At 53.0% G+C, this 12,426-nt stretch carries 10 protein-coding genes and 1 pseudogene; 5 read left to right on the top strand and 6 right to left on the bottom strand.

Annotated elements, in window-relative coordinates; translation table 11 throughout:
• Window positions 1–41 precede the first annotated feature (41 nt).
• Window positions 42–1,733 (bottom strand): ShlB/FhaC/HecB family hemolysin secretion/activation protein, encoded by a 1,692-nt coding sequence (locus ACOTTU_RS17195; RefSeq protein WP_425659836.1) that lies wholly within the window; start codon window positions 1,731–1,733, stop codon window positions 42–44.
• Between the two features lie 18 nt (window positions 1,734–1,751).
• A complete protein-coding gene (locus tag ACOTTU_RS17190; protein WP_425659834.1) occupies window positions 1,752–4,259 on the bottom strand; it encodes a filamentous hemagglutinin N-terminal domain-containing protein in 2,508 nt (835 codons plus the stop codon).
• A 66-nt stretch (window positions 4,260–4,325) separates the two neighbouring features.
• On the opposite strand from ACOTTU_RS17190, the gene ACOTTU_RS17185 reads away from it, so the two are divergent.
• Complete coding sequence (locus ACOTTU_RS17185; RefSeq protein WP_425659832.1) at window positions 4,326–4,811, top strand: invasion associated locus B family protein; 486 nt, start codon at window positions 4,326–4,328, stop codon at window positions 4,809–4,811.
• A 177-nt stretch (window positions 4,812–4,988) separates the two neighbouring features.
• On the opposite strand, the gene ACOTTU_RS17180 is transcribed toward ACOTTU_RS17185, so the two are convergent.
• Window positions 4,989–6,698 (bottom strand): ParB/RepB/Spo0J family partition protein, encoded by a 1,710-nt coding sequence (locus ACOTTU_RS17180; protein WP_425659830.1) that lies wholly within the window; start codon window positions 6,696–6,698, stop codon window positions 4,989–4,991.
• 85 nt (window positions 6,699–6,783) lie between these two features.
• Complete coding sequence (locus ACOTTU_RS17175; RefSeq protein ID WP_425659828.1) at window positions 6,784–7,287, bottom strand: antirestriction protein ArdA; 504 nt, start codon at window positions 7,285–7,287, stop codon at window positions 6,784–6,786.
• A gap of 503 nt (window positions 7,288–7,790) precedes the next feature.
• Between ACOTTU_RS17175 and ACOTTU_RS17170 the strand changes: the two genes are divergently transcribed.
• The gene (locus ACOTTU_RS17170; RefSeq protein ID WP_425659827.1) at window positions 7,791–8,192 is read left to right on the top strand and encodes a hypothetical protein; all 402 of its coding nucleotides are present in this window, start codon (window positions 7,791–7,793) and stop codon (window positions 8,190–8,192) included.
• 2 nt (window positions 8,193–8,194) lie between these two features.
• Here ACOTTU_RS17170 and ACOTTU_RS17165 read toward each other — a convergent pair.
• A pseudogene (locus ACOTTU_RS17165) lies at window positions 8,195–9,350 on the bottom strand (IS256 family transposase); the annotation flags it as partial.
• A gap of 164 nt (window positions 9,351–9,514) precedes the next feature.
• Between ACOTTU_RS17165 and ACOTTU_RS17160 the strand changes: the two are divergent.
• Together ACOTTU_RS17160 and ACOTTU_RS17155 are read left to right on the top strand one after the other, a co-directional pair.
• Window positions 9,515–10,282: an NACHT domain-containing protein gene (locus ACOTTU_RS17160; RefSeq protein WP_425659826.1), complete on the top strand. Its 768-nt coding sequence runs from the start codon at window positions 9,515–9,517 to the stop codon at window positions 10,280–10,282.
• A 28-nt stretch (window positions 10,283–10,310) separates the two neighbouring features.
• Window positions 10,311–10,529: a hypothetical protein gene (locus ACOTTU_RS17155; protein WP_425659824.1), complete on the top strand. Its 219-nt coding sequence runs from the start codon at window positions 10,311–10,313 to the stop codon at window positions 10,527–10,529.
• A 46-nt stretch (window positions 10,530–10,575) separates the two neighbouring features.
• Here the strand turns inward: ACOTTU_RS17155 and ACOTTU_RS17150 are convergent, their stop codons facing one another.
• Entirely contained in the window at window positions 10,576–10,965 is a 390-nt protein-coding gene (locus ACOTTU_RS17150) for a hypothetical protein (RefSeq protein ID WP_425659823.1), read from the bottom strand.
• Window positions 10,966–11,613: 648 nt separating this feature from the next.
• Between ACOTTU_RS17150 and ACOTTU_RS17145 the strand changes: the two genes are divergently transcribed.
• Complete coding sequence (locus ACOTTU_RS17145; RefSeq protein WP_425659821.1) at window positions 11,614–12,417, top strand: reprolysin-like metallopeptidase; 804 nt, start codon at window positions 11,614–11,616, stop codon at window positions 12,415–12,417.
• The last annotated feature ends 9 nt before the right edge of the window (window positions 12,418–12,426 follow it).

Below are 12,426 nucleotides of genomic sequence, written 5' to 3'. Positions count from 1 at the left end.
AGTCGTTCGACACGACCGCTCTCTTGAGCGTGATTTTTGTATCAGAATATTTTTATGGTCAATCCCACAAATGCCTGGAAATCATCAACTTCGCGCCGCGCATCGTCTCGAAGAGGAAATGCCAAGGTTCCGTTCAACGAGGTTGCGCCTACCTGCGTGGAAAATCCGACCCCCGCGCTGAAAAAAGAAGCCGATGAGCGAGTGGCACGTGACGTCACGTAACCTGCATCTGCAAACAAGAAAGGCCGGAACCCGCCCTTCGCATTTTGCAACGGATTCCACAGGTTGGTATTTTCGAGAGGCTTCCCGAATCTGCTGAAATCCAAGGAGATGGTTCTAAAGGAGAGCTCGCTGCGGACAAACGCGCCGGAATCACCCGAAGAGGAAAAACCTGAGTAACCGCGTACGCTTTCCCAACCGCCGATAGAGAGTTGTTCGTTAGAAAAAAGCGCGCCATTCGCTAGCTGACCAACAACAACAACCGAAAGCTGCCTGCCTGAGTCAAACGGCCGGATGTAGGTCACGTTGCTCTCAATCTTTCGGAAATCCGTTCGTGGCACACCGGGCAGACGCTCTACAGGATCTCGATCTGCACCAAACAAACCACTTCCAAAGGAAATTGACGTATTTGTCGCGATGACAGACTTCAGCCCACGATACTCAAAGCGATGTCCTACGCGAAAAGATGATCGATGTTGCGGCGTAAGGGCGGCAATATTTACAAAGCGTTCGTTCCAATAGCTGCTGACAGAGATATATCCGAAACTCTTGGTTCGATCATCCCGGGAAAGCAGACGTTCGGCACGTAAATTCAGATTTGCCGTTTGCGTGAACAGATCAGATGTTGGCGTCACGGGTGACAAAGATTCCGAATACGATCCGCTGGCGGAAAACAACCAGCGCCGATAGGGTGCCGAAAGGCCAAATGCGACCGCGTTGCTATTCTCTGATCCTGAGTATGAAAGTGAATAGGTGTCGTTAATGCCCAAGACATCATCTGCTTCCAGATTTAGTCTGATTTGTGTTCGGCCAGTCACCTCATCTCCGCGATTGTCAAAACCGACAGTGCCGCGAACAAGGTCGTTTTTGCGCTCTGTGACGACGATCTGGCTGGTGCCGGGGGCAGCGCCCGCGATCAGATTGGCATTAGCCTGCGATGAGCGCAGGCGGTTCATCTGCTCAAGTCCATGCTCAAGGTCACGCAGTTGAAATACATCGCCTGAGCGTTGCGGGAAGGCACTCTTTATCTTGCGGGGTTTTCCAGGTTTTGAAGGTTTGGTGCCCTGGGTCTGTTGGTAAGCAATGGCCTCAATACGGCCCTCCAATATCTCGATGACCAATTGCCCTGAGCTGACATCCTGGCCTGGTACATAGGCGCGTGACGTGATGTAGCCCTTATTTGCATAAAGGCCTGACAACCGTTCGAGGAGGTGACCTATGCTGACTTGCCCCAGACATTTTTCTTCGAACTCTGCAAGAACTTCAGCAAAACTGGAGGCTGGCAATACGGTCGAACCCTTAATGACGATTTGCTTGATGGGAAAGCAAACCGCCTCCTCAACTGGACCTTTTGCGGCGTCAATTGAAATACTCTGACCAGCACCATTGCGGGCCAGGTTTTCCTGCTGCGCACGCCTTCTTTCTTCCTCTAGAAGACGTTCGCCCGGATCGTTCTCCTGCGCCACAGCCAGTTGCGCCGATACGGTCAGTTGTACTGCCGCCAGAATGGCCAAGAGTCTTCGAAACATGCCCTAGAAAGTACTTCCAAAGAACCCGATCGGTCTGCGTTCGAACACACGCTGCACAGTTGGCAAAGTGGATTCTACCCGGCTTCCCGTCACAATGACTTCGCCCAAGATAAATAAATCTGTTGCGCCCAGGTTCGCATCGCCATTGATGCGAACCGATCCGTTGATCGACCTTAAACTACCATAAGACAAGCGGGTCTGAAGATATCCGCGTCGACCTCGGAAAAATCCCGTCAATCCAGCCGGGTGCTCAATGAGTGCGGCAGAAAACGCTGGAATAAATACCGTTTCGGGAGCGTTGATAAAAATACCAATATTGCCGCTCAGTGTCCCGGCAACGTTTGAAATCTTTGATCCGGCGGTAAGGGTCAATGTCTGTGAGGCATTGACAGCCCCCCCAATCATGCGAAGTGACGACGTTCCGGAAGTTTTGCAGAATAGCTTGCAAGTTTGACGAAAACTGAAGGAGCCGACTTGCTGTGAGCTATTCAAGAAGCTGTTTGCGGCGGTTACAGAAACCGTCGCGCCGCTAACATCCGCGCCGGTATTTTCCACATTATTGGCTTCTATCGACACGTCGCCAATCCCTAATATGAACGACCGCTCGCCAGCGATGGCTTCCTGCCCATATACGGCCTCAGCAACAGTCGTTCGCTTGCGCTTCAAAAATAGGCTGCTGGCCAGCCGCTGACCCTGCAATTGCCGAATTGCAAAGGGCGTTCCTGATCCATTGACGACGGTTGTGTTCAGAACATCGCCACCTGATCTCAACATCACATTACGGTTTGAGAAAAGACGCGCCGTCTCATTCACGATATCGCCGCCCACACTGACAAAAAGATCATCAGCTTCACCAAAAGCCACCGCAAGCCGGTCGACGGAAAGGCTGGTATTTCGGAAATCTCCGGTCGCTCGAATTGTCAATCCTCCGAGCGAGTCAGCATCACTTTCAGTTCGCGCATTCCCCTGCAAAAGACTTCCATAATTCAATATGTTCCCGGACAATGCGCTCAGAACCACACCACCCTCAAATGCTGTGAGCGTGGTTCTAGTCTCGGAACGGATGTCTGATCCGAATTGCAATCTTGATGCGTCAAGGCGAATGTCACTTTGGGCATCCAAAGCCGAGCTGACAATTCTTGTCGCTGCTCCAGAATTCAATCTGAAATCTTTTCCGATGCTGCCGCCCACCGTGCTAAGCGAGATCGACCTGCTTGCCGACACGCGCCAGTCATTGGTGGCTGCCACTTCAACCCCATCAAATACGACGTCCTCACCAGCTGACAGAACAACATCACTGTTATCTAGCTCGTTCGGGAGAATGCCAGCGTCAGAGATCAAGGCGGCGGATCCGAGCTCACCATTTCCTGCATAAATACTTCCCGATGCCGTGAGAGTGACGCCCCCGGAAGACGCCAGACTGTCAGAAGCAATGATGCGCCCAAAAATCCGGGAGGTGCCCAGATCGATATCTCCATCTTGTGCTTCAATCACCACACCGCTTTCTTCCGAAGAAATAGATGAGCCAGACAACTCTGTCGCAGAGATTGTCACCGCGCCAGCACTGACAGCGACCGATCCTCCCGCCTCAATATGACTGTTGGTCAGTTCCAGTTGACCGGAACTCGTCAGGCGAAAACCGCCCGATGTCGCGAAATCTGAATCGGCAATACGCACGCCCGCGCCCTGATCTGTCACTGTCACACTAACGCGTCCGGAGGAGATGCTCCCCGCACCCGTGATATCGACAATCACCTCGCTGACGTTGGAGCTTCCAACTTCAGTCGCGAGCGCCCATGGGAGAATTCCAGAACCATCTTGCCCAAATCCACTCCGGTCTCGATCAAAACTCACACGGCTGTCACCAGTAATTACATTCAGTTGCGAGGCGTGATCTGCTCGGTAAAACGTGAGGGGGCCGTCGATGCGTAACGTCTTTGAAATTAACGCCAGTTCTTCCATTGTGCCGCTGAGCCCAGCCGTACCAATATCAATCGAACCTGACGCAATTGTCGCATTTAATCCACCGCTAGCATCGATCCCTATTGATCCGGTTGTTAGCGCGACATTTCCAGTATTGAAGAACTGGCCGCCATTGACAGTAATGCCATTTGGGTTCGCAACGATGACATCTGCCTCAGGACCGATGACTGTCAGCGGACCTTCAATCCTCGTGATGCTGGACGACGTCACTTCGTTTACAATCGTGGCAGCATTTACCCCCAGATTGTTCAGCTCCACGCCAGCACCCGGGACTGAGAACCCGGAGTATGTATTCAAACTAACTGAGGCTGCATCGGCAGGCGCGAGCTCAACCGATATCACCCCAGAAGCTCCAGTTGAGGTCGTTGTCGCTGTGTTTCCATCTGGAACAACAGATTGTGATTGAGCATATGACGCTGAGGACAAGATCAAGGCCGCAGACGTGCCAAACAGATTTGCTGAAAATCGCGGAGACCCAACTTGCGCAAAAAAGTTTCTACTGATCTTGAACGAAAGTCGGGTCTTCATCTGGATACACAGTCTGCAATTCGTTAACAGATGACATCCTTCGCCTAAATCCGAGCGCTGTTCAAGATGTCTTCACTAGTGAGAATGAGTTTCCAGAGCTTGTTGGTCCTAATGCTATTTCCATCCTTTTCCTATGCTCAGGACAAGCCTTTAGAAGAAGAAAGAACCTTCGACGACTGGTTCGTGACGTGCTCGAGTGGTCAAACCTGTCGGATGGTGCAAACGGTCATACAGCCCTCAACAGGCAGATTGATTTTACAGGTCAAAATCATTGCGGGGGAAACCACCACCGCCTTGTTTACGTTCCCATTGGGGGTTTTGCTAAGTACGGGATGGAGCTACGACATTGATGGTAGACGTCAACGCATCTTACCATTTGAGGTGTGCAACACGGATGGGTGCCATGCCGGGTTGAAACTTTCAATGCGAGAGTTGGACGCTCTGAAACGTGGCAATCACTTGAACCTGCGATTTCATGATGCGGCCGCGACAGAAGTGCCAGTGCAGGTTTCCTTGGCGGGATTTACAAACGCATTTAATGCTTTGAAGTAAAATATTATTTCCACGTAATCCAGATCAACGTGTTGCAATCTTAGTCACTGATGTTGCCGAATATGATGCTTGGACGTCAAAAAGAGCGCGGGCACCCCGGAGGTGCCCGCGCGAATTTTCCCGCCCTTTGCATAACACCCCCAGCACCACGTGGGTGCGGCGCTGGGGGTATTGTTGTTATTCCGCCGCCAGTGCCTCGGCGGGTGCGTCCGCATCGCCTTTGCCTGCCTCCTGCGCGCCGACATACATCTGCATCGGAAAGCGCATATAGCGCGGTGACCAGTTTTTGACCTTGGCTTCGCGTGTGCCATCCAGACAGGCTTGGATGACCGCCTTCTGCACCTTGGCGGTGGAGGTGATGTGCTGGGCGGCAACCTCCTTGCCAGCCAGTTCTGCCACCATCGCGTTAAGGGCGGATTTGTCGCGCATCAGGTCAATGAAGGTTTGATCGGGTGACCAGATGGCGGTCATGTCGATCTCCTGCTCCGCGCCAAGGATTTCAACCAACGCGGAGTGCGCAGGCAGGCATTCTGCCACCACAAAACTCAGGATGCGCATGACGTCTTCATCGCTCAGGCCGCGCAGGGTTTTCATCAGGCCAACAAGATCACGGGTTGCCCCATAATCCTCGCGGCGCGGCACCAGTGTCTGCCCTCCTGCCAGCGGGATGTCCAGCAGTGACGCAATCGCGGCGCGTTCTTTGGCAAATGCCGTTTGCGCTGGGTTTTGCGCCAGACTTTCTCCTGTCGCGTCTTTTGCCACCTTTTGCGGATCGGCTTGGCACTGCCAGAGGTCTGAACCTGCGATGATCTGCGCCATCGCCAACCGCAGGACAAGGCCCTGCTGCGCGATCAGGTTCTGACGCACGGCGGCATGTTTGTGCAGCCCGAGGTAATTCTGCATGGCTTGGGTCAGTTCGGGCTTGGCGATTTTGGGCGCGTCGCCCGTCTGGCGGTCACGTGCCTTGATAGCCGTGAGCGACAGTTGTCCTTCATGGAAGGTCACTTCGCCATCATGCGCGATCTGCACATAGATTTTGCCGCCCTCTGACTTGGCAGTGTCAACATAGTCCCACGACGGGAAGTATTCCCCCAACTCCAGCACAATGACATCAGACCAGCCATCGGCAAGATAGGCATCTTTCGCCGCCGCAATCGCCGTGTTCTGCAACGCCCAGAAAGCTTCACTGTCACCAAAATAGCTGTCCTCGCCAAAAAGATCAGAGACAATCGCGCCCTTGTAATCTGCCAGATCAAACAGCGCATTGTCGGTGACGATCCCTGCCCCACCAAAAAGCCATGCTTTCAGGCGATGCCCTTCGGGCGCGTAATCCTCTTCGCTTTTGAGGAGTTTCAACCATGCGCGTTGTTGTTTCTTGGTTGCCATCGTGAGAATGCGCAGGGTTTCAGGATGTATCTTGTCCTCACGATAGGCGGTCAGGATGGGGCTGAGAAGATTAGCAATTGCCAGTCTTTGTGTCACCAGCCGTTCCGTCACACCGAACTGGCTGGCGATGTCAGCAGGGGTCTGCCCCTGTTTGATCAGTGCCGCGAAGGCTTTATACTGGTCAGTCTCATCCATCGGCAGACGGGCGACATTCTCTGCCAAGGAGGCTTCAATGGCTTTGGCATCATCGCCCGCCGTCATGACCAGACAGGGCACGTCCTGGGGGGTGTCCTGTTCTTCGGCAAGGGCGCAGAGCGCGTGATAGCGGCGCTGTCCCGCAACGATTTCAAAGCCATCTTCCTTTGGGCGCACCAGAAGCGGTTGCAAGAGCCCGTGGGCGCGGATGCTGGGCAGAAGGTCAGCGACCTCCTTACCGCCGCGTTTGCGGACATTGACGGTTGCGGGGGTGAGATCGGTTAATTTGAGGTGTTGTAGTTCCATGAGGTTTCTCCTGTGTTTGGGGGTGAACCGTGCAAAAGCGCACGCCGAAACCGCCGATCACAGCGATTTGGGGGCGCGCTCCTGCTCAGGAGGCGCGGTAGACAAAGCGGTCACCTGCAATGGTGATTTCGGAATACTCAAAGCTCAGATCACGCGCGAAGGCGGCATAATCGAAATAAGGGCGTATGTTGTCGGGAATGTCGCCCAGCATGCCGTCATCAACGAGTTGCTCGGCAAAGGCGCGCAGAGTGTCCACGTTATAGATATCGATGTCGTAGTCAGAGGGGTCTTTGTCCGCATCGAAGGTATAGCCGCACTCCCCCACCGCGAGGATGACGAGGGTTTTTTGCCAGTCCTCCCAATCCTCGCAACAATTGATATATTGCGCCACATTGGCTTGGGTCAGACCAATCGCGGATGCCAAGGCGCAATCCAATTCGTCGCCATCAATGAACTGAATCTCAAATTCCTCGACCCGCTGACCGTGGTCATTGCGCAGGGCGTTGGCTTTTGTGTCGAAGGTGTCAAGGCTGTCAAAGAAGAAGCCAGTGGCGGAGATATCATAGGGTTGGGCATGAAGGTGGGGCATGTCGATTGTGCTTTCTGTTTTGGGTTCTCGCCCCGTCTTTTCAAAACGGCGCGCTTGAACCTCTGCCCAGCGGCGAGCGTCCTGCCCTACTCAAAGAAAGAAATGCCGCGCCCTACGGGGCGCGTCCGCTCAGGACGGCTCGATCAACATGCGGGGATGGGGCAACAGGTTTTGTGGGGGACCGTTTAGATGTTTCCAAAACCGCAAAGGTTTTGGGACAAACATCTTACGGGTAAAACCTGTTGCCGCGCAGCCGGAGGCGTCCCCGCATTTGATGTAAGCTGAAAGTCAGGTTCCAAGCGTGCGACCCGCACGCGCTACAAAGAAAAAGTAGCGGCAGCGCCGCTTCCATCACACTTCGCGCCAGGGACCGACGCCGAATGGCCGAAACCGCGCCCTTCAGCGGGTTCGGTTCACAAGGGCCCGACCCCAAAGGGGGGCGCAAATATAGTTGGTTAAAATCCAATAATACTATAAGCTTAGAAAACTCTGGACGAACAATCATGACCAAAAACACACTGACCGACGATGCCCTAAAACAACTAACCAAACGCCTTGTGGTCAATTGCGTGCGCACCCCTCTGGAGCCGTTCCATGCGGGACGTAGCCCTATCTCCCTAACCGGTGATGATAGCGATGTCTTGGTCACCGATGCCAAAGGTCAGACTTTCGCCCTCAATGAGATATCTCGCCTCTCGGACCCCGAGATGAAGGCGCTGATGCAATCCGTTGTGGATCGGGTCTATACCTTCCTGTCAAATCTCGAAGATCCCGAATTCCTGGAGATGATGTCGCAATACGACGCGTCCATCGCCAGATGGGATACGCCAAAAACCGATCAACGGATGCTGGCACGGAAATATTTCCGCAAACTCAAGGAACTTGACGCTGAAGCTGAAGGATAAATCCACGGATTGTGCGGGGCTATCCAAACGAGGTCGTGCAGATATGCGGCGCCTTTGCGGCTGAGGCATCCTTTGGTTTTGCCGGTGCGGTGGCGGACGGTGGCGAAGGTGCTTTCGATTGGATTGGTGGTTCGGATGTGCTTCCAGTGTTCCGCTGGAAAGTCGTAAAACGCCAGCAGCACATCGCGGTCTTTGACCATTTTGGCGACGGCTTTTTCGTATTTCACGCCATAGGTTTCGACGAAAAAGTCAAAAGCGGCATTTGCTTCGGCGCGGGTCTCAGCCTGCCAGATGTCATGTAAATGGCCCTTGGCTTTGGCCTGAACGGATTTTGGCATGGCGTTGAGTACGTTTCCGGTTTTATGGAACCAACAACGCTGTTCACAGGTGTCTCCAAACACCTCGCGCAACGCGGTCCAGAACCCAAGCGCACCGTCGCCGATGGCCAGATCAGGGGCATGTGAAAGACCGCGCCGTTTCAGATCAATGAGCAGTTCACGCCAACTCTGGGTGCTTTCACGATAGCCGTCCGTCAGGCCCAGAATTTCCTTGCGCCCCCATTCATCCGCGCCGATCAGCACCAGAACGCATTGTTTCTCTTCCATTCTGGGGCGGAAATAGACACCATCCGCCCAGACATAGACGATGCGCCGTGCGCTGAGATCCCGCTTTTGCCAGCGCTCGTAATCCTCCCACCAATCGGCTTTGAGACGCGAGATGGTCGTGGACGACAAGCCCGCCGCATTCGGACCCAGGAGCGCGCCTAGGGCCTCCTGAAAATCGCCGGTGGAAATTCCCTTGAGATACAGCCAGGGCAGTAGTTCCTCAACAGATTTGGCCTTGCGTAAATACGGCGGCAGGATCGACGAGGTGAACCGGACCTTCTCAGCCTGCGACCCACGATCTCGCACACGCGGCACCTTCACGGGGACCGGGCCCGCCGGTCATGATTTCTCGCTCAGGCATGTGGCCATGCCGAACAAGCCGCGCATGACCCGCCGGCGTCCTGTCATCGGAAAACTGGGCAAGCAAAGCGCCCAGCTCAGCCTCAAGCGCCTGTTCAATCAACCGCCGCGCCCCCGACCGGATCAGATCGGTCAATGGATCGGCTGAAAATCCGTTTGGATCAGGCAAGGCGGTCATGGTATCTTTCGTCATGTGGCATATCCCTTTCTCTATGAGAATTGACGGCGTTCTGAACACCGCCATGATATGCCGCCCCTCAGGGCCATCACCAACTTTCAGCTATTTCTCGTTTTCGTGTACGGGATAGTCAAATAGGGTCGGATGGAGTCAAGCAGGCTGGTGCCCGATTTGACGAAATGAAGAGCACCTATCAAGCCTTGATAGATTGGGTGCACGACGAAAACGATTTTCAACCCATCGCACTTCTTGGCGGATACGGTTCAGGTAAAACCAGCGTTGCCAAAAAGATTGCATCTGAACTCGCGAAGCTAAGCGTCCAGGACTACACGGTTAGAAGGCCGATCCTGATTAGGTTAGGCAACATAACTCGGTATTCGGCAGTAGACGGTATTTTGGGAGGCTTGTTTACCAGTGAAGTTCCGGTGCGGAACTTCAATCTCCCGAACTTTCAGAAACTGAACGAGAAAGGGCATTTTCTGATTATTCTCGATGGTTTCGACGAGATGAAACACTCTATGAGCTGGGCAGACTTCAAAGCTCAAGTCCAAGCGTTGTTGCAGCTCCACAAGGAGCGCTCAAAAGTTCTGCTCTTAGGTAGACCAAGTGCATTTCTTAGCGAAGACGAAGAACGCCATATTCTGAAAGGACAGCGTCGGCTGGACGAGAATTGGGTTCGGCTACCAAATTGGCCAAGTTTTCGAGAGTTGGAATTGCGCGAATTTACGCCAGCACAAAGACGCGATTTCGTTGTTAAATACATAGCCCACAATGGTTCGGCGAACCTTGGCCGCTTGATGAGGGCACGGTTTTTCTGCCCGTCGATTTCCAGGTTGCGGAAATGGCGGCACCTGAGCCGAAGCCCGCTCCTGCCGTGCCACTTGAACTTCGCTTGCAGGGCGGACGCTGTCTACGGTTCGATAGTTCCATCGATGAGGTCGCGCTGACACGATTGATCCGAGCGGTAGACGCGGCGTGATTGGTCCGGGAACTGGGGTCACCTATGGCAACATCGTCAACGTATCTGCCGGCGCTGACGAAACCGTCACCGCACTGACCGACGACGGCATCGCAGAGCTGAAGGACATGATCGGCGACGCCCGTATAACCACCAAAACCTGGCATGAATTCCTTGATGACTTTGTAGATGACGCTGAACTTGTCGCCAGGGTCAAGGCTAGATCACTGCGGTAACAATGGAGCGGTTACGGACCAACTAAGTGAAAACAACGATTGTCTATCAGCCTAGCCTGGCATTATCGATCACTGCTTGCGCCTGAGCTACAGTCTCAGAAACGCGTTGTCTGACACCTCCCATGACCACAACAGCGTTCGTATTCGGTGAGGTTTCACTGGCTCTTGGTGCTTCAGCGTCCCTTGCTTTGGTTGCTTCGAACCAGATACTGGCATTGTTAGGTGCATGTAGCTCTGCAAAACTTGGCACCTCAACCATGAGAGCCGGACCGACGACCTCAATTGCCTCAAGCACCAACTGCTTGGGCTTGAAGAGCGCAGTGCCGATGTGGTCAGGTTTTCCGAATATCTCACGTGGAATTGTCGGTCTCGCTCTGGCAATTTCAGATGCGTCGACATCAATTGTAGAACCGTCTGGCCGTGTAAAAGTTGGCATTATCTTGACTCCAATTCACTAATGGAATGGGCGACACGATAACATAACAAGCTGTGCCAGAAACCGTTTTTCCGATGTCGTCCTTGCTGAGCCAAGCTTTAAGCCATCTTTGAAGATCGGCTTTGGGGAAGCTGCGTCGCTGCATCGGCTTTCATTGTGAGCGGTTGCTAAGGGCCGTCCTCATCGCCATAGCCCGCGCTCGACAACATTACTCTGCGCCAGAACAGACGGCGGATGTGAGCCCTATTGACGAATGCTGCGCGCATTGTTGAGTGCCCGCTTTCTCATGATGAGCGAATGCAATGCCAGTTTAGGCTCAATCCTTCAAAAAGATTTCGACCTTTGCGGTTAGGCGACAAAGCTGCATGGTAGCCTTAGATCAAAGCTTTGATCGTCACCATGTGCCTAAGCGGCTTAACCACAACTCCAGGATGCAGAACGCCCATGATTGTAAAGTCGCATAACTTATTGCTGAAGCAAAGATTTGGGTCGTCAGTCCTGAAGCTCAATAGCAACAATCAGAGCTTCGATCACCGGGTCATCTACCTCTGTTAACTTGACATGGAGCGTTATCAAACTTTCTCGAAACTTGCTTTTTTTGAAGGATTTGATCTAATATTTGGTCATTCAATTTAATCGAGGTGATTTATGGCCAAGGGCAAGACAACGAACCCATTAAGCATTAAACGCCGGAAAGATGCTGCTGCCGAGCAAGAAAATTCACATCACATCTATCACAAAAATAGTGTATGTGAGACGGACAGTTTGGGTCACCCAAACCCGCTGATCCCGCGAACACCGACAGAGATCGTCGTCGATGCGACGGATGGATTTATTCCTTTGTGGAAGCAAAACGTTGTATTGCGTTGGCGCTTTCAAGACAGATCAATGAGCGTGTTCAGAGACGTTGAAGCTGCCAAATCATACATCCGAGAGATTTTTGCCGAAGGCATCCTATTGTGGGGCGATGCCGTTCCGGTCAAATTCAAAGAGGTCGGTGTTGGCGATGTCTGGGATTTCGAGACCGTTTTTAGTGCGGAAAGAAAGTGCATTGCTCCTGGTCGTTGCACTTTGGCTAGTGCGTTCTTTCCAGATGGGGGCCGGCACGAACTACGTCTATATCCTAATCTTTTCGAGCAAACTCGGCAGGAACAAATCGAGACAATGGCTCACGAGCTAGGTCATATCTTTGGCCTGAGGCACTTTTTTGCCAACATTACAGAAACAAAATGGCGAAGTGAGATTTTTGGAGATCACGAGCCTTTTTCTATCATGAACTATGGCGAAGACAGCTTCATGACTGAAAATGACAAATCTGACTTAAAGCGACTGTATGAGCTGTTATGGGGCAATAGCCTGACTGAGATAAATGGCACGCCAGTGCGTCAAGTAGCACCATTCAGTTCGTTTGCGTCGAACGTGAACCCCAATCTGGCGTTTCTGAGCATGTAGTTTCAAGGA

It is taken from the genome of Roseobacter sp. EG26, from assembly GCF_049830555.1.
GTDB lineage: Bacteria > Pseudomonadota > Alphaproteobacteria > Rhodobacterales > Rhodobacteraceae > Roseobacter.
The sequence above is the reverse complement of the archived record's forward strand: the minus strand, read 5'-3'. Positions and strand labels throughout refer to the sequence as shown.